Below are 22,767 nucleotides of genomic sequence, written 5' to 3' on the forward strand. Positions count from 1 at the left end.
GCACGGCTCAGGTCCGGGTCTCGGTAACGAGCCAGGAAAGGTAGTCTGCGTGGCCCGAGGTGATCGGGGTGACGATCACCTCGGGCACGTCGTAGGTGTGGTGCTCGGTGAGGTGACGCACCAATGCCTCGGCGCGGTCGGCGGCCGACTTGACCTCGACCCGCCACTCCCGGTCGGTCTCCACGGCTCCCTGCCAGCGGTAGACGCTGGTGATCGGGCCGACGATCTGCGCGCACGCGCCGAGTTTCGCCTCGACGGCGCTCGCGGCGAGCGCGTGTGCGCGCTCCTCGGAGTCGGTGGTGGTAGCGACGATGACGTGCTCGGAAGCCATGCGGGCAAGCGTAGTCATCGGTCGTCGAGACCGATGATCGCCACGGGCGCGAACTCGGCGCCACACACCGACTTGGCAAGACCGAACGATCGTGCTAAACATGTCGGGTGGGCAAGGGTGAGAGCACGAAGCAGGCGATCCTCGACGAGGCCGCCGAGATCGCCAGCAGGGTCGGCCTGCAAGGGCTGACCATCGGCACCCTCGCCGCCAGGACGGAACTGTCCAAGAGCGGACTGTTCGCGCACTTTCGGTCCAAGGAGTCGCTGCAACTGGACGTGCTGCGGCACACCCGCGACCGGTTCGTCGATGTGGTGGTGCGGCCGGCACTGGCCACCCGCCGCGGCGAGCCACGGGTACGCGCGTTCTTCGAGCACTGGATGCGCTGGTGCTCCGGCGACGTGCTCAGCGGCGGCTGCCTGTTCACCACTGCCGCCACGGAGTTCGACGACCGGCCCGGCCCGGTACGCGACCTGCTGGTGAGCGACGAACGCGACCTCAGGGACACGATCGCGCAGGTGTGCCGGACGGGCGTGGCGGAGGGACACTTCCGCGACGACGTCGATCCCCACCAGTTCGCCCAGGACCTGCACGGCATCGTGCTGGCCTACATCCACTCCGCCAGGCTGCTCGACGACCCCGCCGCGCGGCAGCGGGCCGGGCGAGCGTTCGAAACCCTGCTCGACAGCCTCCGCGCTGCCCGCTGACCCCCCCCCAAGCAGGGCCCCACCACAGGAAAGGTGTCACATGATCCCGCGAGCCGAACTGTCGGCACTAAATAGCACGATCGATCGTTTTTTTGCCCCGCCCGGCTCGGCCCACGCGGCCGGGGCACGGCGGTGGCCCGTTGTCCGCCCGTTGCGGCCGTCCGACCTGCCCCGGGTCGAGGCGATGTCGCCGCGGCTGTCACCCACCTCGCTGCACCACCGGTTCTTCGTCGGAACGCCCGCCATTCCGGCCGCGCTGCTACGCCAACTGCGGAGACTGGACCACCGGCAGCAGGAGGCCGTCGTCGCGCTCGTCGGGACGGACGTGGTCGGCCTGGCCCAGTACGCGAGCACGGGCAGGCCCGCCCGCGCGGACCTGGCGGTGCTGGTGGTGGACTCCTGGCAACGCATGGGTGTGGGGCGGGCGCTGGTGACGCGGCTCGCCGACCTCGCCAGCGCACAGGGTGTCCGCACCTTCGACGCGGCCGTGCTGCCCGGCAACGACGCGGCACACCTGGGTATCGCCGCCATGTGGCCGGGTGCGCTGGGCACGGCCGACGAGGACAGCATCAACTACCAGCTACCGCTACCACCGCCCGGCTGAGCGCGGCGCGGCTCAATCGCCCGCGAGAAACCGGCGTGGGTTGTCGACGAGCATCCGCCGCAACTGCCGTTCGGTGACGCCCCGCTGCCGCAACGCGGGCAGCACGTCCCTGGTGATGTGCAGGTAGTGCCAGTTCGGCAGCACGCTGGGCAGCTTGTCCCTCGGCAGCCAGTCGATGTAGCAGGCGGCGTCGTGCGAGAGCACCAGGTGCTCGTCGTAGCCGCGCTCGCACAGCCGCACCACGGTGTCCACCCTCCGCTCGAACGGCAGGATGGTGTCCACCCCGAACCGGTCCATCCCCAGCAGCGAGCCCCGGTCGGCCAGTGCCATGAGGTAGTCCAGGTCGGTGGTGTCGCCGCAGTGCCCGATCAGCACGCGCGAGAGATCGACCCCCTCGGCCTCGAACGCGTTCTGCTGGGCCAGCCCCTGCCTGCTGCCCGCATGGGTGTGCGTCATGATCGGCGTGCCCGTGCGGTGATGTGCCTCGGCGACCGCACGCAACACCCTGGCTATCCCGCTGGTGATGCCCGCCCTGTCGGTGACGCACTTGAGCACTCCCGCCTTCACCCCGGTGCCCGCTATGCCGTCGGTGATGTCGCCGACGAACATCTCCACCAGTGGCTCAGCGTCGCCGAAGGGACCGCCAGGCCCGCGCTGGTGCAGGAAGTGCGGCAGGTCGCGATAGGTGTAGAGGCCGGTCGCGACGACGATGTTGAGGTCGACCTCGGCCGCGACCCGCTGGATGCGCCGGATGTCGCGGCCAAGACCGACGACGGTGGGATCGACGATCGTGTCGATCCCCTCGGCCGCCAACTCGTTCAGCCGCCGCACGGCCTCCGGCACGTCGCTCGCCTCGCGGAAGCCCTCGTACTCGGGATAGTTCACCAGGAACTCCGGGCTGAGCACGAAGATGTGTTCGTGGGCCAGCACCCTGCCCAGCCGCGACGCGCTCACCGGACCGCGCACGGTTTGCACCTGCTTGGCCCGCCGCGCCGGTCCGGTCTCGGCCACCGAGGGCCACCTCGCCTTCTTCCCGGGACCTCAGGACACGGCTGTCCGCCGCGCCCGGATCGCCTCACTCCTGCAGCGCCTGCTCCACCTTTCGCTGCAGCTTGTTCATCCCGGCGAGCCAGCGATCGGTCTGGGTGGCGCGGGTGGCGTAGTAGTCGGCCACCTCCGGGTGCGGCAGGATCAGGAAGCCGCCGTCCCGCAGGCCCGCGACGCAGCTTTCGGCCACCTGCTCCGGCTCGATCGCGCCCGCGCCCATGATGAGGTCGCCACCCCTGCCCGCGTCCGCGAGCATCCGGGTCCGGACACCTTGCGGGCACACCGCCTGCACGGTGATGCCCCGATGCCGGTAAGTGGCCTGAAGCCATTCGGCGAAGGCCACGGTGGCGTGCTTGCTGACCGAGTACGGTGCCGACCCGAGATTGGTGAGCAGCCCTGCCGCCGATGCGGTGGCCAGAAAGTGGCCCCTGCCCCGTTCCAGCCAGCCGGGCAGCAACTGCCTGGCAGCACGCACGTGGGCCATCACGTTGACCTCCCACGAGCGGGCCCACGCCTCCTCGCCGGCCTCGGGCCCGCCGTGCACGGCCACACCCGCGTTGGCGCAGAACAGGTCGATCTCACCCAGCACCCGCCGCGCCTCGGTGACCAGCGCGCGCGCGCCGTCCTCGCTCGCGACGTCGCCTGCGAAGGCCGTGCCGCCCACCTCGGCGGCCACCGCACGGGCGGCGTCACCGTCGAGGTCGGCCACCACGACACGCGCGCCCTCACCGGCGAGGCGGCGGGCGAGCGCGGCGCCGATGCCGCCACCGGCGCCGGTGACGACCACACCGGCGTCGGGGAAGTCGAAGCTCACAAGCCACCGCCGAGCGTGCTGCCGCCGTCGATCACGAGCGTCTGCCCGGTGATCCAGCTCGCCCGGTCGGACAGCAGGAACGCCACCGCGCCCGCGACGTCCTCGGGAATCCCCAGCCGCTTCATCGGATAGGCCGCGGCGACCTCGTCCTCGCGGTTCTCGTACAGCGCGGTCGCGAACTTGGTCTTCACCACCGCGGGCGCCACCGCGTTCACCCTGATCGCGGGCGCGAGTTCGGCCGCCAGCTCGGTGGTCAGCCGGATCAGCGCCGCCTTGGACACGCCGTACATGCCGATACCGGGCGAGGAGCGCAGTCCCGCGATGGAGGCGACGTTGACCACCGCGCCGCCGTGCTCGCCCATCCACGCGTCCCGCGCCCTGCGGGTCCACGCCAGCGGGGCCAGCACGTTCACCGCGAAGATCTTGGCCGCCGCCTCGATGTCGACGTCGATCGTCGGACCGTAGACGGGGTTGATGCCGGTGTTGTTGACCAGCAGGTCCAGGCTGCCGAACGTCTCGACGGTGCGGGCGACGGCCTGCTCCTGATGCTCGGGATCGTCGGCCTTGCCCGGCACGCCGATCGCGACAGCCTCGCCGCCGAGCTGTTCGACGGCGTCAGCGAGCGGCTCGGGCTTTCGGGCCGTGATACACACCTTGGCGCCCGCCTCGACGAGCGCGTGCGCCACGCCGAGTCCGATGCCGCGGCTGGCGCCTGTCACAATGGCCACGCGGCCCTTGAGGGAATTCACCGGGTTTCTCCTATCACGCTAAGCGCTCGCTTACAATCCTCGCATGACGATGTCCCTGTCGGCCGACTTGTGGCCCGACGTCCAGCCGGAGGCGGCACGCAGGTTGATGCTGGCCGGGGTCGAGTCGTTCGCGCGGCGCGGCTACCACGCCACCACCACCCGCGACATCGCCAGTGGCGCCGGCATGAGCCCGGCCGCGCTGTACGTCCACTTCCCTTCCAAGGCCGCGTTGCTGTTCGCGATCAGCCGCAACGGGCACCAGCAGGCGCTGGCACTCGTGCGGGAGGCCGCCGAGGAGGCCGATTCGCCGGTCGAGGGCGTCCGCCTGATCGTGGAGCGGTTCGTGACCTGGCATGCCCGGCGGCACACCGTCGCCAGGGTGGTGCAGTACGAACTGCAGGCGCTGCCGGAGAAGGAGTTCGAGGTGGTGGCGGATCTGCGGCGCGGGATCGAGCGGATCATGCGCGACCTGGTGGTGCGCGGCATGGAGTCGGGCGACTTCACCGTCGCCGATCCGGGCACGGCGGCGCGGGCGGTGCTGTCGCTGGGCATCGACGTCGCGCGCTGGTACTCCGAGCGGGCGCGCAAGGCGCCTGCGGTGCTCGGCGAGGAATACGGCGAGCTGGCGCTGCGCATGCTGGGGGCGAAGGTCGACTGACCGCGGCTCACACTCACCTCCTGCCCGGCGACGCTGACGCCGCAACATACTAAGCGCTCGCTCACCCGTCACGCCACCCCCGGCGCGAGTCCCCCCTTCCTGCCCGCGAGTCCCCCGCTCTCGCCCGCGAGTTCTGCGCGGCTGCCCGCGAGTTCTGCGTTCCGGGCCACGGGTCCTGCGCGCGCGAGTGTGCGCGGGAACTCACCGGGCGCCCGCGCTGCTGGAGCGCTCGGCCACCATCGGCTCCAGCAGGGTGGCCCACTGCCGCGCGATCTGCTCGCGCCGCTTGGTGTCGTCGGTCAGCAGGTTCGCCAGGCCCAGGCCACGGGCGAGGTCGAGGGTGGCCTGCACGGTCTCCCGCACGCCCTGCCGCGACTCGTCGGCACCGAGCAGCTCGACCGCCATCCGGTGCGCCTCCCTGCCCACCTGCGCCTCCAGCGGCGCCAGGACCGCGCGCAACGCCTCGTCGGTGGAGGCGGCGACCCACAGGTGCAGCGCGGCACGGAACTTCGGCCCGGTGTAGAGATTGAGCAACATCCGCGCGACCGGACCGGCCCGGGAAGGGCCCTCCGGCAGCGCCGCCGCCTGCTCGCGCAGCTCGGCGATCTGCTCCTCGGTGAGAAACTCCACGGCGGCGACGACCAGCTGCTCCCTGGTCGGGAAGTGGTGTTGGGCCGCGCCGCGCGACACCCCGGCGCGCTCGGCGATCACACCCACCGTGGTGCCGTTCCAGCCCAACTCGGCCAGACACTCGACGGCGGCGTCCACCAGCCGCCGCCGAGTGGTCCTGCTGCGTTCCTGCCTCGGCTCACGCGCCATCGGCGGGATCAACCCAGAAGTCGAGTTGCAGGTCTTCCTCCCGCTCGCACAGCCGGTACTTCGCCAGGTCGGTGACGCCGACGGAGGCGAGCACCTCGTCGTCGATGAAGAAGTTGCCGCTCACCTCACGGCTGGGCCTGGTCAGGATCGCGTGAGCCGCGTCGGCCATGATCTCCGGGGTGCGGGAACGGCTGGACAGCTCGGCCCCGACCACGTTGCGGATGGCGGCCGTGTCGATGGTGGTGCGCGGCCACAGCGAGTTGGCCGCGATGCCGTCGCCGCGCAACTCGGCGGCCAGACCCACCGTCACCAGGCTCATCGAGTACTTCGCGATGCTGTACGCGAGATGCCCCGCCTCGAACCACCTCGGCTCCAGCCGGATCGGCGGCGACAGCGTGAGGATGTGCGGGTTGGCCGCACCTCGCAGGTGCGGGATGGCCGTTCGCGACAGCAGGAACGACCCGCGCGCGTTGATGTCCTGCATCAGGTCGTAGCGCTTCATCGGGATGTGCTCGGAGCCGGTGAGGTCGATGGCGCTGGCGTTGTTCACCACGATGTCCAGACCGCCGAACTGCTCGGCCGCGCGCTGCACCGCCGCGGCGACGGCCTCGTCGTCGCGCACGTCACCGACGATCGGCAGCGCGTTCCCGCCCGCGTTCTCGACCGCCTTTGCGGCGGTGTAGACGGTGCCGGGCAGCTTCGGGTGCGGCTCGGCGGTCTTGGCCAGCAGTGCCACGTTGGCACCGTCGCGCGCCGCACGCACGGCGATGGCCTCGCCGATGCCGCGGCTGCCGCCCGACATGATCAGGGTCTTGCCCGCCAGTGTCGTCATGGTCTTGCTCCCTTGTTGCTCTCAGTAGGACTTCGGCAGGCCCAGGCTGTGCTGCGCGACGAAGTTCAGCACCATCTCCCTGCTCACCGGCGCGATCCGGCCGACCCGGACCGCCGAAAGCAGCGTGCCGAGCCCGTACTCCGAAGCCAGCCCGTTGCCGCCGTGCACCTGCACCGACTGGTCGACCGCATGAATCGCGACCTCGGCCGCAGCGTACTTCGCCATGTTGGCCGCCTCGCCCGCACCGAAGTCGTCGCCGGAGTCGTACAGCGCGGCGGCCTTCTGCGTCATCAGCTTCGCCAGCTCCAGCTCGATCTTCACCTGCGCCAGCGGATGCGCCAGCCCCTGGTGCGAACCGATCGGCGCGCCGAAGACACTGCGCTGCTTGGCGTAGGCAACGCCCTTGTCCAGCGCGTAACGTGCGATGCCCACCGAGAACGAGGCGCCCATGATGCGCTCGGGGTTGAGCCCGGCGAACAGCTGGGCGATGGCGGCGTCCTCGGAGCCCACGAGCGCGTCGGCGGGCAGCCGTACGTCGTCGAGGAAAAGGCCGAACTGGTTGTCCGCCGACACCAGGTCCATCTCGATCCGTCGATACTCGAAACCGGGGGTGTCGGTGGGCACGATGTACAGCGCGGGCTTGAGGTTGCCGGTCCTTGCGTCCTCGGTGCGGCCGACCACGAGCACCGCATCGGCCTCGTCGACGCCGGAGATGAACACCTTGCGCCCGTTGAGAATCCAGTCGCCGCCGTCGCGGCGCGCGGTGGTGGTGATGCGGTGGGCGTTGGAGCCCGCGTCGGGTTCGGTGATGGCGAACGACATCCGCACGCTGCCGTCGGCGAACCCCGGAAGCCAGTGCCGCTTCTGCTCGTCGGTGCCGAACCGCGCGATGACGGTGGCGCAGATGGCGGGCGAGACGACCATCAGCAGCATCGGAGTGCCCGCGGCGCAGAACTCCTCACACACGGCCGCGAGGTCGCCGATGCCCGCCCCACCGCCGCCGTACTCCTCGGGAACGCTCACGCCGAGGTAGCCCAGCCTGCCTGCCTCGTCCCACAGCTCGCTGGTGTGTCCCCCGCTGCGGGCCTTGTCACGGTAGTACTCGTGGCCGTACTTGCCCGCCAGCTCGGCCACCGCCTCGCGCAGCGCCTGCCGTTCGGGTGCCTCGACGAAATTCACGTTCACTCCTCTGTGTTGACGACGGCGAGCACGGCGCCGAGTTCCACCTGCTGCCCGACGGACACGGGCAGCTGCGTCACCACACCTGCCGACGGCGCGGCGATGCGGTGCTCCATCTTCATGGCTTCGAGGAACAGCAGCGGCTCGCCGGCGCGGACCCGGTCACCTCGCGAGACGGCGACGCGCACGACGGTGCCCGGCATCGGCGCCACCAGGGAACCGGCGGCGAGTTCGGCGCCGGGGTCGGTGAACCGCGGCACCGGCGTGAGGTTCACCGGACCCAGCGGCGAGTCGACCGCGACAAGACCGGGGTAGCGCGCGATGTCGAACGCCCTGCGCACGCCCGCGACGTCCAGTACGACGCGGTGTGGCTGCGCCTCGACGAGCGTGACGTCGGGGTAATCGGGAGCCTGCAGCCCTTCGCGGGTGAGCCGGTAGCGCACCTCGTGCTCGGTGCCGTTCGCACCGCACTCGGTGTAGCGCTTGCGCTGCGGCACGGCGACCACGTTGCGCCATCCGCTCGGCAGCCCGCCCTGCACGCCCGCCCGAGCCCGGTTGTGTGCCGCGTCGGCCAGTGCGGCGGCCAGCACCGAGAGCCGTACCGCCTGCTCGGTGGCCAGCGGCGCCGCCAGCGTGTCGATGCCGTGCCGGTCGAGGAAGGCGGTGTCGGTGTCACCGTCGAGGAACGCGGGGTGGCGCAGCACGTTCACCAGCAGGTCGCGGTTGGTGCCGACCCCGTGAATGCGGGCCCTGGCCACCGCGCCCGCGAGCATCCTGGCGGTGCTGCGGCGATCAGGACCCCATGCGATGACCTTCGCCAGCATCGGGTCGTAGTGAACGCCCACCACGGAACCGTCGACGACGCCGCTGTCGAGCCGGATACCGTGGCCGCGCGGCACCGTGAACTCGGCGGTGACCCCGGGCACCGCGAAGTGGTACAGCGGCCCGCTCCTTGGGCTCCACCCTGCCGCGGGGTCCTCGGCGTAGAGCCGCACCTCGATGGCGTGCCCGCTCGGCAGCGGTGGCTCGGCGGGAAGGGCATGCCCCTCCGCGATCCGCAGTTGCAGCGCCACCAGGTCGGTTCCCGTGGTGCACTCGGTCACCGGGTGCTCCACCTGCAGCCGCGTGTTCATCTCCAGGAAGTAGAACTCGCCGCCGCCGGTGGCGAGAAACTCCACCGTTCCCGCGCCGACATAGCCGATGGCGCTCGCCGCGGCGCGGGCGGAGGCGAACAACCGCTGCCGCATGTCCTCGTCCACCAGCGGTGAGGGCGCCTCCTCCACCACCTTCTGGTGCCTGCGCTGGATCGAGCAGTCCCGCTCGCCCATCGCCCACACGGTGCCGTGAGCGTCGGCCACGATCTGCACCTCGATGTGCCTGCCCGCCTCCAGGTAGCGCTCGCAGAACACCGTCGGATCACCGAACGCCGAAGCGGCCTCGGCACTGGCACTGTCCACGGCGCAGGCCAGCTCACCGAGTTCCCGCACCACCCGCATCCCTCGGCCGCCGCCGCCCGCGGAAGCCTTCACCAGCACGGGCAGGTCGGCCTCGGTGACCTCGCACGGATCGAGTTCTGCCAGTACGGGCACGCCCGCGGCCGCCATGAGTCGCTTGGCCTCGACCTTCGACCCCATGCTCTCGATCGCCGCCGCGGGCGGGCCGACCCAGGTCAGGCCCGCGCCGGTGACCGCGCGCGCGAAGTCGGCGTTCTCGGACAGGAAGCCGTAACCGGGGTGGACGGCATCCGCGCCGGCGGCCAGCGCGGCGGCGACGATGGCCTCGGCCCGAAGATAGGTCTGTGCCGGCACGTCGCCGGGCAGCCGGATCGCCGCGTCGGCGGCCGTGGCATGCGGCGAGTCCGCGTCGGCGTCGGAGTACACGGCGACGGTGCCGATACCGGCGTCGCGGCAGGAGCGAAAGACCCGCAGCGCGATCTCGCCCCGGTTGGCGACGAGCAGGTTCTCGATCACGGTTGTCACGCGCTCGCCCCTCACATCCGGAAGACGCCGAAGCCGGTGCCGTCGAACTGGGCACCGCGCACGGGATTGGTGTGGATGGCCGAAAGGCACAGTCCGAGTACGGTTCTGGTGTCCCTCGGGTCGATCACGCCGTCGTCGTAGAGCCGTCCGGAAAGGAACATCGGCAGCGACTCGGCCTCCACCTGTGCCTCCACCGCCGCCCGCATGGCGGCGTCGCCGTCCTCGTCGTACGGCTGGCCGCGCGACTGGCTGGCGGCTCTGGCCACGATGGACAGCACCCCGGCGAGTTGCTGCGGCCCCATCACCGCCGACTTGGCACTCGGCCAGGCGAACAGGAAGCGGGGATCGTAGGCGCGACCGCACATGCCGTAGTGCCCGGCGCCGTAGGAGGCTCCGAGCAGGATCGAGATGTGCGGCACCTTGCTGTTGGACACCGCGTTGATCATCATCGCGCCGTGCTTGATGATGCCGCCCTGCTCGTAGTCCTTGCCGACCATGTAGCCGGTGGTGTTGTGCAGGAACAGCAGCGGCGTGTCGGTCTGATTTGCCAGCTGGATGAACTGGGCCGCCTTCTGCGACTCCTCGCTGAACAGCACACCCTGAGCGTTGGCGAGCACGCCGAGCGGGTAGCCGTGCACGCGCGCCCAACCGGTGACCAGGCTGGTCCCGTACAGCGGCTTGAACTCGTCGAACTCCGAACCGTCCACGACGCGCGCCAGCACCTCGCGCGGGTCGAACGGGACCTTCAGCCCGTCGGGCACCACACCGAGCAGTTCGTCCTCCGCGTACCGCGGCGACACGACCGCTGCGGCCTGCTGCCCGTGCTTGCGCCAGTTCAGCCTGCTCACGATCCGCCTGCCGATGCGGATGGCATCCACCTCGTCGCGGGCGAGGTGGTCGGCAAGGCCGGAGGTGCGGGCGTGCATACCCGCACCGCCGAGGGACTCGTCGTCGGACTCCTCCCCGGTGGCCATCTTCACCAGCGGCGGCCCGCCGAGGAACACCTTCGAGCGCCCTTCGATCATCACGACGTAGTCCGACATCCCCGGCACGTAGGCGCCACCAGCGGTGGAGTTGCCGAACACGAGCGCGATCGTGGGGATACCCGCGGCCGACAGCCTGGTCAGGTCGCGGAAGAGCCGACCACCCGGGATGAAGATCTCCTTCTGCGTCGGCAGGTCCGCCCCGCCGGACTCGACCAGGTTGATCACCGGGAGCCGGTTCTGCATGGCGATGTCGCAGGCACGGAAGATCTTGCGCACCGTCCACGGATTGCTCGCGCCACCGCGCACGGTCGGGTCGTGCCCGATGACGACACACTCCACACCGCTGACCACGCCGATCCCGGTCACCACGCTGGCACCGACCTGGAAGTCGCTGCCCCACCCCGCCAGCGGGGACAACTCGAGAAACGCCGAGTCCTCGTCGAGCAGGAGCTCGATCCGCTCCCGCACCGTCAGCTTGCCACGCTCGCGGTGACGGGCGACGTACTTGTCGCCGCCGCCCGCGACGGCCTTGGCATGTTCGGCTTCCAGCTCCGCGAGTTTGGCCAGCATGGCCTCGCGGTAGGCGGCGTACTCCGCACCGGCTGTGTCGAGTGTGGAGCGCAGCGCGGTCATGCGGTGTACCCGAGCCGCTTGGCGGCGAGCCCGGCGAGGATCTCGTTGGTGCCGCCTCCGATACCGAGAATCCGAACGTCGCGATAGTGCCGCTCCACTTCGGATTCCCGAAGGTAGCCCAGCCCGCCGTGCAGCTGCACCGCCTCGTTCAGCACCCACTCGCCGACCTCGACGGCGGTGTTCTTCGCGAAGCAGGTCTGCGCGATCACTTCCTCGCCCTGTGCGTGACGGATCGCCACCTGCCGGGTGTAGGTGCGGGCGAGGTCGATCCGCCGGGCCATCTCCACCAGCTTGTGCTGCACAAGCTGGCGCGAGATGAGCGGCCTGCCGAACGTCTCGCGGAGACGGCACCACCGCAGGGTGAGGTCGAGCGCGCGCTGCGCGGTGGCGTAGGCCTGCACGGCCAGCGACAGCCGCTCGGTGACGAATTGGGTGGCGACCTGCGCGAAGGCGCTGTTCTCCTCGCCGACCAGGTTGGCAACCGGCACCCTGGCATCGCTGAAGGACAACTCGGCGGTGTCGGAGCAGTGCCAACCCATCTTCTCCAGCTTGCGGCTGACCGTGAAGCCCGGGGTGTCACGCTCAACGACCAGCAGCGAAAGGCCGTGCGCCCCCTGGTCTCCCGTACGCACCACGGTGGTCACGAAGTCTGCACGGCAGCCGGAGGTGATGAAGGTCTTCGCGCCGTTGACGACGTAGTGGTCGCCGTCGCGCTTGGCCGTGGTGCGGATCGCGGCGACGTCGGAGCCGCCGTCGGGCTCGGTCACCGCAAGCGACCCGATCTTCTCACCGGCCAGTGTCGGCCGCACCCAGCGCTCGATCTGCCGCTCGTCGCCCGCCGCCGCGATGTGCGGTACCGCGATGCCGCAGGTGAACAGCGAAGCGACCAGCCCGCCGGAGCCGCCCGCGTAGTGGATCTCCTCGGTGACGGTGAGCGCGTCGAGGTAGTCGCCGCCGGAGCCGCCGACGCTCTCCGGGAACGACACGCCAAGCAGGCCGATGTCGCCCGCCTTGCGGTGCAGTTCCCTCGGCAGTTCCCCGGCCCGCTCCCAGTCGTCGAGGTGGGCAAGCACCTCGTTCTCCACGAACCGGCGCACCGTACGGCGCAGTTCGACTCGCTCGGGCGTGGCGAAGGGGTCGCTCACAGTATCTCCTCCGGGATCTCGACAACTCGGCTGCGCAGCCACTCCCCCAATGCCTTCGCCTGCGGGTCGAAGCGCGCCTGCGCCGCGACGCCCTCACCGAGCAGGTCGTCGACGACGAAGTTGACGGCGAGCAGGTTCGGCAGGAGATACCTGCGTACTGGTAGGTCCTCGGTCTCCGGCAGCAACTGCCGCAGCCGTTCGACGGTGAGCGTGTGCACCAGCCATCGCCACTGCCGCTCGGTGCGCACCCACACGCCGACATTGGCGCTGCCGCCCTTGTCTCCGCTACGGGCACCGGCGATCGCGCCCAGTGGCACCCGCCGGACCGGGCCTTGCGGCAACGGCTCCGGCAGCTGCGGGACCGGCGGCTCCAGCAAATCGCGCGTCTCGCCCGGCGGTGGGATGTCCACGCGCGTACCGTCGGCCAACACCGCCACGTGCGGCACCAGTTCGGCGTCCACAGTGGAATCGGTGAACACGCCGTAAGGCGATGCCTCGGCAGGCGGGGCCGTGACGTGGAAACCGGGGTAGCTGGCCAACGCGAGCTCGATCGCCGCGCCGCTGAATGCCCTGCCCGCCACTTTCGGATCGGGGTCCTTGACCGCGCAGTGCAGCAGCGCGCTGGCGGCTTCCTCGGTGTCGGCGTCGGGGTGGTCGGTTCGACCGAGCGTCCAGCGCACCTGCTCGGGCTCGCTGCCGCGCAACGCGGTCCGCAGTTGTTCACGCACCAGTGCGGCCTTGGCCTCGATGTCGAGGCCGGTGAGCACGAACGTCACCTCGTTTCGGAACCCGCCGAGCCGGTTGAGCCCGACCTTGAGCGTCTTCGGCGGCGGTTCACCGCGCGTGCCGCGGATCAGCACCCGGTCGGCGCCCTGCTGCCGCAGTTCGACGGTGTCGAAGCGGGCGGTGACGTCGGGGCCCGGGTAGCGAGGGCCCGCGATCTCGTACAGCAGTTGCGCGGTGACCGTGCCGACGGTCACCACTCCCCCGGTGCCCTCGTGCTTGGTGATCACGCTGGAGCCGTCGGGATGGACCTCGGCGATCGGGAACCCCGGCACACCGATCTCGTGCTCGGTGAAGAAGGCGTAGTTGCCGCCGGTGGCCTGCGCACCGCACTCGATGACGTGGCCTGCGGCCACCGCGCCCGCCAGCGCGTCGTAGTCGTCACGGCGCCAGCCGTGGTGCGCCGCGGCAGGGCCGACGACGAGCGAGGCGTCGGTGACGCGGCCGGTGACCACCACGTCGGCCCCGGCGCGCAGGCACTCGGCGATACCCCACGCGCCGAGGTAGGCGTTGGCGGTCAGTGGCTGACCCAACCCGAGTTCGTCCGCTCGCGCCAGCAGGTCGTCGCCCTCGACGTGCGCGACGTCGACGGTGATGCCGAGCCGCCGCGCCAGTTCCCGAACGGCCTCGGCCAGCCCCGCCGGGTTCAGCCCGCCCGCGTTGCTGACGATCTTGACGCCGCGGTCCTTGGCGAGGCCCAGGCTGCCCTCGAGTTGGCGCAGGAACGTCCTGGCGTAGCCGCGACTGGCGTCCTTCAACCGGTCGCGGCCGAGGATGAGCATGGTCAACTCGGCGAGGTAGTCGCCGGTGAGCACGTCGATCTCGCCATCGGTGAGCATCTCGCGCACCGCGGAGAAGCGGTCGCCGTAGAAGCCGGACGCGTTGGCGATCCTGAGCATGTTCACCCCGCGTGTCCCGGTTGCCTGCCCTGCCCCGGCGGGCCCGCGAACGCCTGCGCGATGCGCAACCACTGCTGGGCGTCGGCGCCTTCGGCGCGCAGGCCGGTGTCGGCGGGGTGGCGGCGCTGGGTGACGACGAGACAGAAGTCCAGCGCAGAGCCACTCACCCGCTGCGCCGCGTCGGCAGGCCCGAACGCCCAGGTCCCCGTGCCCGGCGCGGTCAACTCGACGCGGAACTCCTCGGCAGGCGCGGTCAGCGAGTGCAGGTGGAAGGCGAAGTCGCGGGTACGTACTCCGAACCGCGCGATGTGGCGCAGCCTGGCCGTGGGAACGCGCTCGACACCGAGCGCGTCGGCCACGTCCTGGCCGTGGGCCCAGGTCTCCATCATTCGCGCCGTGGCCATCGAAGCCGCGCTCATCGGGGGGCCGTACCAGGGCAGTTTCGTGCCGCTGGGCACGCTGGCCAGTGCCTGCCGTAGCTGTGTGCGGCCCTGCCGCCACGCCGCCAGCAGGTCCGCGGGTGGTGTAGCCGCGCCCTCGGCGGCGGCGTCGTCGACGTAGCCCTCCCCCGCCGCCAGCGCGCGCTTGACCTCGGCACCGAACTCCTCGGGGTGCCGCGCCGCGAGCAGGGCCTTGCCGTCGGTCCAGGCGAGGTGCGCGATCTGGTGCGCCACGGTCCAGCCCTGCGCCGGAGTCGGCTTCGCCCATTCGTCGTCGGCCAGCCCGCTCACGAGGTCGTCGACCTCCTGCCCCTCCGCGTCCAGATCGCGAAGGATCGCCTCGAGCTCCACCACCTTGAACCCCACCTTCCTCGGCGCCGCGGCCGCCTGCGGCGAGCGTGGCACCGCCAGGAGAAAAAATCAAGCACGCGTGATTGTTTTGGGTTGTTGACCGGTTGCCAGTAAGCGTGTGGTGCAATACGGTCAACGATCGCCGCGCCGGGGTAGGCACAGGACCAGGTGCGCCGCAGGACACACGAGGCACCAGGGGTGGGTGTCCCGCAAGACCACAGGAGGCTTCCCGTGACCGACTACGCCGAGATCACCTACCGCGTCGCGGATCGCATCGCGACGATCACGCTGAACCGCCCGCAGGCCCGTAACGGCTACACCGTGCGGATGTCCGACGAACTGGCCGACGCGTTCGGCCGCGCCGACGCCGACGAGGACGTGCGGGTCGTGGTGCTCACGGGTGAGGGCAAGGATTTCTCCGTCGGCGCCGACCTGTCGCAGGGCGGGTTCGACTTCGATCAAAACGGCCCCGACACGGCGTGGCAGGAGCCCGCAGGCCGGGTGTCCAAGCGGGTGTTCCAGCTGAACAAGCCGGTGATCGCCGCGATCAAGGGCGCCGCCATCGGTGGCGGCATCACGATCACCCTCTCCGCCGACTACCGGCTGGCCGCCACCGACTCCCGTTTCGGGTTCGTCTTCGTGCGGCGGGGCATCTATCCCGAAGGCGCCTCCGCGTGGTTCCTGCCCCGACTGGTCGGTATGGGCAGGGCGATGGACTGGATGGTGAGCGGGCGGGTGTTCGACGCGCAGGAGGCACATTCGGCAGGGTTGGTGCACAGCCTGCACGAGCCCGACAAGGTGCTCGACGCCGCCTACGAACTGGCGGCCGACCTCGCGGCCAACACCGCGCCGGTCTCGGTGGCAGTCACCAGGCAACTGCTGTACCGCATGTCCGGTATGGACTCACCGCTGCCCGTGCACGAGGTGGACTCCAAGCTCATCGCGAGCATCATGAGCAATCCCGACGCGGCAGAGGGTGTACTTTCGTTCCTGCAGAAGCGGCCGCCGAAGTTCACCCTGAGCCCGAACAACGACCTGCCCGAATTCCTGCCGTGGGTGAAAGGCTGAACCAGGCGATGCCGGACTATCCACCCGAACCGTGGAACCTGGCAGGCGACGCGCACCTGTCGGTGTGGGCGGTGCCGCGCGGACGGCTGCCCCGCCTGCCCGGCTCGGTGACGCCGGTGACCATCGGTGGCAGGGCCGTGGTGGTCACCGCCTGGATCGACTACCGCCCGCCGGGAGAGATGTCGTATCACGAGTTGCTCGCCACCGTCGCCGTTCGCCGTGGCGCGCGGCCGACCGGCACGATCACCGAGATCTGGGTGGACAGTGCGGCCTCGCTGGCGGGCGGTCGGCAACTGTGGGGCATCCCAAAGGAACTGGCGAACCTGAGCTTCACCGGCGGCGGCGGCTTCACCGGCTCGGCGAGCACGCAGCGGGACTGGATCGCCACCGCGGCGTTTACCTCACGTGGCGGTCCGCCCGTGCGGGTGCCTGCCGCGTTCGCGATCGTGCAGTCGATGGACGGTGCGCCACTGGCCAGCAGGGTCACCTCCCGAGGCAGGCCGCGGCTGGCCTCGGCGAGGTGGAACATCAACCCGGCGGGCCCGCTCGGCTACCTCGCGGGCCGCAAGCCGTTGCTGAGTGCCCAACTGCGGGATTTCCGGATCAGGTTCGGCGGACGCGCCTGAACACCCGCAGGCGCGATTTCGCCGATCGCGAATCCGGTTTCACGAAAGGGGAGCACTTCGCCGCACCGCTTGCGACGCCTTCGGCCTGGCACAAACATGAGCAGAACCGATGCCGGCGCGAGCAGAACCATGGCTGCCACGGGAATCGACGAGGTCGAATCCGCCGTCAGGGACGTCGCGAGCGAATACCCGCCTGCACTGCTCGACAAGGCGGTCAAGGACACCCGACGACAGGTCTTTCAGGTGGGCCTCGCACATCGGCTCGCTTCAGCAGGAACATCGCGGACGTCGGTGGCGGGATAGGCACCTTCTCCGCGGCCTGCGCCAAACTGGGCATGAACGCCACTGTCATCGACGACTTCTGCGATCCGGCGAACGACCGTTACGGCGACGACGCACTGAATACCCACCGAGCACTTGGTGTCAAGATCGAAAGTCGCGACGTCATTCGTGACGGCCTCGGGCTGGAGCCCCGTTCCCTGGACATCATCACCACGTTCGACAGCATGGAACCACTGGCACCACTCTCCCAAGCGGCTGTTCGCCGAGGTGATGGCGGCGCTGCGAACAGGCGGTTGGTTCTTCCTGGGCGTACCGAATTGCGTCAACCTGCGCAAACGCATCTCCGTGCCGCTCGGCCACGGCAAATGGACTTCCAGGCGGGACCGGTAGAGAGCAACCTGTCTTCCGTGGCCATGTGCGAGCCTGATGTGTCGGACCTGCACTACATCGCCAGGGACATGGGGCTGCGGCGCGCTACCCTTCTCAGCCGCAACTGGGCGGGCTACGCGAGCCGTTACCCCGCTGTCCGCACACTCGTTCCCTTCGTCGACGGCCTGTTGCGTTATCGGCCATCGCTGTGCTCGGACATCTACCTGCTCGGGCAGAAGCCGCAATCCTGACCGCGGCCTCGTGGCTCGCTCAGTGCGTCAGGTAGCGGCGGGGGCTGGTGCGTTTCCAGCGCCGGAAGGCGCGGATGAAGCTGGAGGCTTCGCCGTAGCCGAGCCGGTAGGCCACCTGCTCCACCGACAGCGCGCGGGTGGCCAGCAGTTCCTCCGCGAACGCCTCGCGAACCTCGTCCACCAGCGCGCGGTAGCTGGTGCCCTCCTCGGCAAGCCTGCGCCGCAGCGTGCGCACGTTCATACCCAGGTCCGCGGCGACGTGCTCCATCCCGGCGCGCAACCCGTCCGCGGCCAGTAGCCGGTCCCGCACCTGCCTTGCGACGCCGGAGCGCTCGCGGCGGCGGGCGAGCAACTCGCGGCACTGCCGCTCGCACAGCGCGGCGGTGTGCTCGTTCGCCTGCGGCATCGGCAGGTCGAGCAGGTGCCGCGCGAAGCTCACGCGGTGGTGTTCGTCGTCGTACTCCGGGCGCATGCCGAGCAACTCGTCCATCAGCGTGAAGGTCGCCGCCACGTCGCGTGCCAGCAGGAACGACCGCACGTCGGACGGCACGGTTTCGGCACGCCAGTACAGGTGCGCGGTGTCGCCCTCCACCCGCAACTCCGGCACGCAGAACACGTAGGTCAGCTCGACGTAGCGCAGCGCGAACTCGATGGCGTCGCCGACCGTGCGGCTGCTGGTGACGGCGTAGCCGAAGATGCCGTAGGAGGTCGCGTGGTAAAGCCTGCCCGCTTCGGCGCCCAGCGTGGCAGGGTCCTCGTCGTCGCAGTGGATCAGGTTTCGCACCACCGCCAGTTCCTGGTGGGCCTCGACCTGCGCGAGGGGGTCGCGCGTGATGCGCACGTCGATGCCGGTACCCGCGAGCACGGATTCGGCGGCGATCCCGCGCGCCGTGGCGAAGTCCACGAGCAGCGCGACGCTGACGATCCCGCGCGGGAAGTCCCAGGCCACCATGTGTCCGAAAATATCAATATCTTGTCCTCACCTCCGCTGGAGTGCCGCTTCGGCCCCCTCTAATCTCCCGGCATGGACACGATCAGCACGACAGCCCTCATCGTGGGCGCGGGGTTCGGCGGCGTCGCGATGGCGATCGAACTTCGGCGGGCGGGCATCCATGACTTCGTCGTGCTGGAGAAGGCCGACCGCGTCGGCGGGGTCTGGCGGGCCAACACCTACCCCGGTTCCGGCTGCGACGTCCCCTCACCGCTGTACTCCTACTCGTTCGCGCGCAACCGCTCCTGGCCGCGCCGCTACTCCGAGCAGGCCGACATCCACGCCTACCTCGAGCGAACGGCGGCCAGGTTCGGTGTGCTCAACCATGTCCGCTTCGGCAGCGAGGTGGCCACCGCCGAGTTCGACGAGAACAGCGGAACGTGGCTGGTGCGCACCACCGACGGCGAGCAGTTCGCCACCCGGGTGTTCATCCCGGCCACCGGGCAACTGTCCCGGCCCGCTTACCCGCCGATCCCTGGTATCGACTCCTTCCAGGGCAGCTCGTTCCATTCGGCGGAGTGGAACCACGACTGCGACCTGACCGGCAAGCGCGTGGCCGTCGTCGGCACGGGGGCGAGCGCGATCCAGTTCGTGCCGAAGATCCAGCCGAATGTCGGCAAACTGGCGGTGTTCCAGCGTTCGGCGCAGTACATCATGCCCAAACGCGACCACGACTACACCGCCTGGCACCGCAGGTTCCTTCGACTGGCTGCACTGCAGACACTGGACCGGCTGCTGTTTTGGCTCTACGCCGAGTTCGCACAGCTGTGCCTTTCCAAGTGGCGCGTGTTCACCCCGCTGTTCCTGCGGCAGACCAGCAAGCACCTGCGCGAGCAGGTGCCCGACGAGGAGTTGCGGCGCAAACTCACCCCGGACTACGAACTGGGCTGCAAACGGGTGCTGTTCAGCAACGACTACCTCCCCGCGCTCACCAAGTCCAATGTGGAGCTGGTTACCGAGCGGATCGTGGAGATCACGCCGACCGGGCTGCGCACCGCCGGCGGCACTGAGTACGCCGCCGACGTCATCATCTACGCGACCGGCTTCGCGGCGCGTGAACTGCTCGCGCCGATGAAGGTGCACGGGGTGGGCCACCGGCCGCTTTCGCAGTCGTGGAGCGAGGGTGCGCGTGCCCACCTCGGTATCACGGTCCCGGGTTTTCCGAACATGTTCCTGATGTACGGCCCGAACACCAACCTCGGCGGCGGCTCGATCATCTACATGCTGGAGAGCCAGGCACGCTACATCGGCGACGCGGTACGCAAACTCGTGCGGCACCCCGGCCACTACCTCGACGTGCGTGCGGAGGCCGAGCAGCGCTGGGACGACGAGGTGCAGGCCCGGCTCGAGCGCTCGGTGTGGACCCGCTGCAGCAGCTGGTACCGCAACGAGCACGGCAGGGTGGTGTCGAACTGGCCCGGTCGCACCGGTGAGTACCGCAAGCGCACCCGCGCCGTCGAGCTCGCCGACTTCGAGGTGCACACCACCGGCTGAGGCCGCCCGAGCTCCGCGCCTGCCGGAGCACCCGGGACGGGCACCGCACCGGATCGGCAGCGCCGTGATCAACAACACCACGACACGCCACATATTGGGCTCCACGCATCGAGCAACCCCTACATGTAGGCTTCGGCCAGTCATGAGCTGAACGAAGCACCCATCGCCTCAGCCCGCCGGCACGCGGTCGGCGGACTGGTCGAACGCGCCCTTTTGGAGTCCGTGCATGCCCGTGGAAACAACACTGTCCGGCCCGCCCGCCCTCGATCCAGTCGCCTGGGACCGCGTGTCGCGGGTGGTACACGAGGCCGTCGGCGACCTGCCGGGAACCTCCGCCGAAGACGTGCTCGCCGAGATCGGGCGCGCCTGCTACCCCGGTATCGGAGCCGAGGAGCTGGCCGCCGCGCAGGTCATGGCAGCCCGAACGCTGGTGGAGCGGGAGCCGAACTACTCCCTCGGCTGCGCGAGGCTGCTGCTGGACAAGCTGCGGGGCGAGGCGCTGAGCCACCTCGCGGGCGAGGCGGTGCAGGCGGACCAGGCCGAACTGGAAAGCCGCTACGCCGACTACTTCCGCGACTACCTCGGCCACGCGATCGAGTGCGAACTGCTGGACCCCGAACTGGCCACGTTCGACCTGGACGCGATCACCGCCGCCATCCGGCCCGCACGCGACCTCGACCTCGGCTTCCTCGGCCTGCAAACCCTGTACGACCGCTACTTCCTGCACGAGCGCGGTAAGCGGTTCGAGTTGCCGCAGGCGTTCTTCATGCGCGTGGCGATGGGACTGGCCATCCGCGAGGACGACAGGGAAGCCAGCGCCGTCGAGTTCTACGACCTGCTGTCGACGCTGCGGTTCATGGCCTCCACCCCCACCCTGTTCAACTCCGGCACCACCCGCCCGCAGCTTTCGTCGTGCTTCCTGACCACCGTCGCCGACGACCTCGGCTCCATTTTCGAGGGCTACCGCAACAACGCGTTGCTGGCGAAGTACTCGGGAGGGCTGGGCAACGACTGGACGCCGGTGCGCGGGCTCGGCGCTCACATCAAGGGCACCAACGGCCGGTCCCAGGGCGTCGTGCCGTTCCTGAAGATCGCCAACGACACGGCGGTGGCCGTCAACCAGGGCGGCAAGCGCAAGGGCGCGGCCTGCGCCTACCTGGAGACCTGGCACATCGACGTTGAGGAGTTCCTCGACCTTCGCAAGAACACCGGCGACGACCGCAGGCGCACCCACGACATGAACACCGCGAACTGGGTGCCCGACGAGTTCCTGCGCCGGGTGGAGGCCGACGGCGAGTGGACGCTGTTCTCCCCCGACGAGGTGGCCGGCCTGCACGACACCTACGGTGCCGAGTTCGCTCGCCGCTACCGCGCCTACGAGCGCGCCGCCGACGCCGGTGAGATCAGGGTGTTCCGCAGGGTGCGCGCCCGCTCGCTGTGGCGGCGGATGCTGACCATGCTGTTCGAGACCGGTCACCCGTGGATCACCTTCAAGGACCCGTGCAACCTGCGCTCGCCGCAGCAGCACGTGGGTGTGGTGCATTCCTCCAACCTCTGCACCGAGATCACCCTCAACACCGGCGCCGGCGAGATCGCGGTGTGCAACCTCGGGTCGGTGAACCTGGCCCTTCACGTCACGGCGGCAGGGTTGGACACCGAGAAGCTGGAGCGCACCGTGAACACGGCGGTGCGGATGCTCGACAACGTCATCGACATCAACTTCTACACCGTGCCGCAGGCCCGCACCGCCAACCTGCGACACCGGCCCGTGGGGCTGGGGCTCATGGGCTTCACCGACGCGCTGTTCGAACTGGGGCTGCCACCCGCGTCGCGGGAAGCGGTCGAGTTCGCCGACCGCAGTATGGAGCAGCTCAGCTACTTCGCCATCGCCGCGTCGGTGCGGCTGGCGGCGCAGCGCGGCCGGTACGAGACGTTCGAGGGCTCGCTGTGGAGCCGAGGCATCCTGCCGATCGACTCGCTGCGGCTGCTGGCGGCCCAGCGCGAGGACGGTGAACTCGACGTCGACACCACGACCACGCTCGACTGGGACGGCTTGCGTGAGCGGGTACGAACCACCGGAATGCGCAACTCGAACGTGCTGGCCATCGCGCCGACCGCCACCATCTCCAACATCTGCGGCGTCGGGCAGTCGATCGAGCCGCTGTTTTCCAACCTGTTCGTGAAGTCGAACATGTCCGGCGAGTTCACGGTCGTCAACCCGCACCTGGTGCGCGACCTCAAACGGCGCGGGCTGTGGGACGAGGCGATGGTGACCGAACTGAAGTACCACGACGGCAGCGTCGCGAACATCGACCGGATTCCCGACGACCTCAAGCGGTTGTACGCCACCGCGTTCGAGGTGGACCCCCGGTGGCTGATCGACGCCGCGGCGCGGCGGCAGAAGTGGATCGACCAGGCGCAGTCGCTGAACCTCTACCTGGCCGCCCCCAGCGGCCGCAAGTTGGACGAGCTGTACCGCCACGCGTGGCGAAGCGGACTCAAGACGACCTACTACCTGCGCGCCAGTGCCGCGACCCAGGTCGAGAAGAGCACGCTGCGCGGCACCGACGGCAGGCTCAACGCCGTGGCGCCCGCCGTGCCCGTGGCATCCGGCGAGATCGGCGGGCCCGAACCGGCCGCGTGCCGCATCGACGAGCCGGACTGCGAAGCCTGCCAGTGACCACCGGCGCTCCCCGACCGTAGGAAAGGACACCGTTGACCGAGCTCACCTTC

At 69.9% G+C, this 22,767-nt stretch carries 22 protein-coding genes; 9 read left to right on the forward strand and 13 right to left on the reverse strand.

Annotated elements, in window-relative coordinates; genetic code table 11:
- Nucleotides 1-7: 7 nt before the first annotated feature.
- A complete protein-coding gene (cutA, locus tag SACMADRAFT_RS15790) occupies nt 8-331 on the reverse strand; it encodes a divalent-cation tolerance protein CutA (protein WP_009154832.1) in 324 nt (107 codons plus the stop codon).
- Nucleotides 332-438: 107 nt separating this feature from the next.
- Here cutA and SACMADRAFT_RS15795 point away from each other — a divergent pair, with 107 nt between their 5' ends.
- On the forward strand, nt 439-1,035 hold the full coding sequence (locus SACMADRAFT_RS15795; protein ID WP_009154833.1) for a TetR/AcrR family transcriptional regulator: 597 nt from the start codon (nt 439-441) through the stop codon (nt 1,033-1,035).
- A 40-nt stretch (nt 1,036-1,075) separates the two neighbouring features.
- The gene (locus tag SACMADRAFT_RS15800; protein WP_009154834.1) at nt 1,076-1,639 is read left to right on the forward strand and encodes a GNAT family N-acetyltransferase; all 564 of its coding nucleotides are present in this window, start codon (nt 1,076-1,078) and stop codon (nt 1,637-1,639) included.
- 12 nt (nt 1,640-1,651) lie between these two features.
- On the opposite strand, the gene SACMADRAFT_RS15805 is transcribed toward SACMADRAFT_RS15800, so the two are convergent.
- The 3 genes from SACMADRAFT_RS15805 to SACMADRAFT_RS15815 form a co-directional block, all read right to left on the reverse strand.
- Complete coding sequence (locus SACMADRAFT_RS15805) at nt 1,652-2,650, reverse strand: phosphotriesterase family protein (RefSeq protein WP_009154835.1); 999 nt, start codon at nt 2,648-2,650, stop codon at nt 1,652-1,654.
- A 64-nt stretch (nt 2,651-2,714) separates the two neighbouring features.
- Entirely contained in the window at nt 2,715-3,500 is a 786-nt protein-coding gene (locus tag SACMADRAFT_RS15810; protein WP_009154836.1) for an SDR family oxidoreductase, read from the reverse strand.
- Nucleotides 3,497-4,249, reverse strand: coding sequence for an SDR family oxidoreductase (locus SACMADRAFT_RS15815; protein ID WP_009154837.1), 753 nt, complete (start codon nt 4,247-4,249; stop codon nt 3,497-3,499). Before SACMADRAFT_RS15815 ends, SACMADRAFT_RS15810 begins: the two co-directional genes overlap by 4 nt.
- Before the next feature lie 43 nt (nt 4,250-4,292).
- On the opposite strand from SACMADRAFT_RS15815, the gene SACMADRAFT_RS15820 reads away from it, so the two are divergent.
- Nucleotides 4,293-4,907: a TetR/AcrR family transcriptional regulator gene (locus SACMADRAFT_RS15820; RefSeq protein ID WP_009154838.1), complete on the forward strand. Its 615-nt coding sequence runs from the start codon at nt 4,293-4,295 to the stop codon at nt 4,905-4,907.
- A 201-nt stretch (nt 4,908-5,108) separates the two neighbouring features.
- On the opposite strand, the gene SACMADRAFT_RS15825 is transcribed toward SACMADRAFT_RS15820, so the two are convergent.
- From SACMADRAFT_RS15825 to SACMADRAFT_RS15860, 8 genes are read right to left on the reverse strand one after another with little or no spacing between them, the layout of a single operon-like run.
- Nucleotides 5,109-5,726, reverse strand: a complete 618-nt coding sequence (locus SACMADRAFT_RS15825) for a TetR/AcrR family transcriptional regulator (protein ID WP_009154839.1) — start codon at nt 5,724-5,726, stop codon at nt 5,109-5,111.
- Complete coding sequence (locus SACMADRAFT_RS15830) at nt 5,716-6,558, reverse strand: SDR family oxidoreductase (protein WP_009154840.1); 843 nt, start codon at nt 6,556-6,558, stop codon at nt 5,716-5,718. Before SACMADRAFT_RS15830 ends, SACMADRAFT_RS15825 begins: the two co-directional genes overlap by 11 nt.
- Before the next feature lie 21 nt (nt 6,559-6,579).
- The gene (locus SACMADRAFT_RS15835; RefSeq protein ID WP_009154841.1) at nt 6,580-7,737 is read right to left on the reverse strand and encodes an acyl-CoA dehydrogenase family protein; all 1,158 of its coding nucleotides are present in this window, start codon (nt 7,735-7,737) and stop codon (nt 6,580-6,582) included.
- 2 nt (nt 7,738-7,739) lie between these two features.
- A complete protein-coding gene (locus tag SACMADRAFT_RS15840) occupies nt 7,740-9,707 on the reverse strand; it encodes an acetyl/propionyl/methylcrotonyl-CoA carboxylase subunit alpha (RefSeq protein WP_040926481.1) in 1,968 nt (655 codons plus the stop codon).
- A 20-nt stretch (nt 9,708-9,727) separates the two neighbouring features.
- Nucleotides 9,728-11,335: an acyl-CoA carboxylase subunit beta gene (locus tag SACMADRAFT_RS15845; protein WP_009154843.1), complete on the reverse strand. Its 1,608-nt coding sequence runs from the start codon at nt 11,333-11,335 to the stop codon at nt 9,728-9,730.
- Nucleotides 11,332-12,480, reverse strand: coding sequence for an acyl-CoA dehydrogenase family protein (locus SACMADRAFT_RS15850; RefSeq protein WP_009154844.1), 1,149 nt, complete (start codon nt 12,478-12,480; stop codon nt 11,332-11,334). Before SACMADRAFT_RS15850 ends, SACMADRAFT_RS15845 begins: the two co-directional genes overlap by 4 nt.
- Nucleotides 12,477-14,162, reverse strand: coding sequence for an acyclic terpene utilization AtuA family protein (locus SACMADRAFT_RS15855; RefSeq protein WP_009154845.1), 1,686 nt, complete (start codon nt 14,160-14,162; stop codon nt 12,477-12,479). Before SACMADRAFT_RS15855 ends, SACMADRAFT_RS15850 begins: the two co-directional genes overlap by 4 nt.
- Nucleotides 14,163-14,164: 2 nt before the next feature.
- Complete coding sequence (locus SACMADRAFT_RS15860) at nt 14,165-14,956, reverse strand: TIGR03084 family metal-binding protein (protein WP_040926482.1); 792 nt, start codon at nt 14,954-14,956, stop codon at nt 14,165-14,167.
- Nucleotides 14,957-15,184: 228 nt separating this feature from the next.
- Between SACMADRAFT_RS15860 and SACMADRAFT_RS15865 the strand changes: the two genes are divergently transcribed.
- The 4 genes from SACMADRAFT_RS15865 (at nt 15,185) to SACMADRAFT_RS15875 (ending at nt 17,549) form a co-directional block, all read left to right on the forward strand.
- On the forward strand, nt 15,185-16,021 hold the full coding sequence (locus SACMADRAFT_RS15865; RefSeq protein WP_009154847.1) for an enoyl-CoA hydratase-related protein: 837 nt from the start codon (nt 15,185-15,187) through the stop codon (nt 16,019-16,021).
- 8 nt (nt 16,022-16,029) lie between these two features.
- Entirely contained in the window at nt 16,030-16,647 is a 618-nt protein-coding gene (locus tag SACMADRAFT_RS15870; protein ID WP_009154848.1) for an acetoacetate decarboxylase family protein, read from the forward strand.
- A gap of 129 nt (nt 16,648-16,776) precedes the next feature.
- Entirely contained in the window at nt 16,777-16,950 is a 174-nt protein-coding gene (locus SACMADRAFT_RS29970; protein ID WP_009154849.1) for a hypothetical protein, read from the forward strand.
- 32 nt (nt 16,951-16,982) lie between these two features.
- Nucleotides 16,983-17,549: a hypothetical protein gene (locus SACMADRAFT_RS15875; protein ID WP_040925719.1), complete on the forward strand. Its 567-nt coding sequence runs from the start codon at nt 16,983-16,985 to the stop codon at nt 17,547-17,549.
- 19 nt (nt 17,550-17,568) lie between these two features.
- Here SACMADRAFT_RS15875 and SACMADRAFT_RS15880 read toward each other — a convergent pair whose 3' ends face one another.
- The gene (locus tag SACMADRAFT_RS15880) at nt 17,569-18,501 is read right to left on the reverse strand and encodes an AraC family transcriptional regulator (RefSeq protein ID WP_009154851.1); all 933 of its coding nucleotides are present in this window, start codon (nt 18,499-18,501) and stop codon (nt 17,569-17,571) included.
- A gap of 72 nt (nt 18,502-18,573) precedes the next feature.
- On the opposite strand from SACMADRAFT_RS15880, the gene SACMADRAFT_RS15885 reads away from it, so the two are divergent.
- Nucleotides 18,574-20,034, forward strand: coding sequence for a flavin-containing monooxygenase (locus SACMADRAFT_RS15885; protein ID WP_009154852.1), 1,461 nt, complete (start codon nt 18,574-18,576; stop codon nt 20,032-20,034).
- Between the two features lie 226 nt (nt 20,035-20,260).
- A complete protein-coding gene (locus tag SACMADRAFT_RS15890; RefSeq protein WP_009154853.1) occupies nt 20,261-22,714 on the forward strand; it encodes a ribonucleoside-diphosphate reductase subunit alpha in 2,454 nt (817 codons plus the stop codon).
- Nucleotides 22,715-22,767: the final 53 nt, after the last annotated feature.

Origin of the sequence: Saccharomonospora marina XMU15 (genome assembly GCF_000244955.1) — a bacterium.
Taxonomy (GTDB): Bacteria; Actinomycetota; Actinomycetes; order Mycobacteriales; family Pseudonocardiaceae; genus Saccharomonospora_A; species Saccharomonospora_A marina.

Excerpts from the sequence above, each read along its gene's own strand:
- SACMADRAFT_RS15885 (WP_009154852.1), top strand. The coding sequence starts at position 18,574 with ATGGACACGATCAGCACGACAGCCCTCATCGTGGGCGCGGGGTTCGGC.
- SACMADRAFT_RS15830 (WP_009154840.1), bottom strand. The coding sequence starts at position 6,558 with ATGACGACACTGGCGGGCAAGACCCTGATCATGTCGGGCGGCAGCCGC.
- SACMADRAFT_RS15825 (WP_009154839.1), bottom strand. The coding sequence starts at position 5,726 with ATGGCGCGTGAGCCGAGGCAGGAACGCAGCAGGACCACTCGGCGGCGG.
- SACMADRAFT_RS15880 (WP_009154851.1), bottom strand. The coding sequence starts at position 18,501 with ATGGTGGCCTGGGACTTCCCGCGCGGGATCGTCAGCGTCGCGCTGCTC.
- SACMADRAFT_RS15845 (WP_009154843.1), bottom strand. The coding sequence starts at position 11,335 with ATGACCGCGCTGCGCTCCACACTCGACACAGCCGGTGCGGAGTACGCC.
- SACMADRAFT_RS15870 (WP_009154848.1), top strand. The coding sequence starts at position 16,030 with ATGCCGGACTATCCACCCGAACCGTGGAACCTGGCAGGCGACGCGCAC.
- cutA (WP_009154832.1), bottom strand. The coding sequence starts at position 331 with ATGGCTTCCGAGCACGTCATCGTCGCTACCACCACCGACTCCGAGGAG.
- SACMADRAFT_RS15800 (WP_009154834.1), top strand. The coding sequence starts at position 1,076 with ATGATCCCGCGAGCCGAACTGTCGGCACTAAATAGCACGATCGATCGT.
- SACMADRAFT_RS15890 (WP_009154853.1), top strand. The coding sequence starts at position 20,261 with ATGCCCGTGGAAACAACACTGTCCGGCCCGCCCGCCCTCGATCCAGTC.
- SACMADRAFT_RS29970 (WP_009154849.1), top strand. The coding sequence starts at position 16,777 with ATGGCTGCCACGGGAATCGACGAGGTCGAATCCGCCGTCAGGGACGTC.
- SACMADRAFT_RS15875 (WP_040925719.1), top strand. The coding sequence starts at position 16,983 with ATGAACGCCACTGTCATCGACGACTTCTGCGATCCGGCGAACGACCGT.
- SACMADRAFT_RS15855 (WP_009154845.1), bottom strand. The coding sequence starts at position 14,162 with ATGCTCAGGATCGCCAACGCGTCCGGCTTCTACGGCGACCGCTTCTCC.
- SACMADRAFT_RS15820 (WP_009154838.1), top strand. The coding sequence starts at position 4,293 with ATGACGATGTCCCTGTCGGCCGACTTGTGGCCCGACGTCCAGCCGGAG.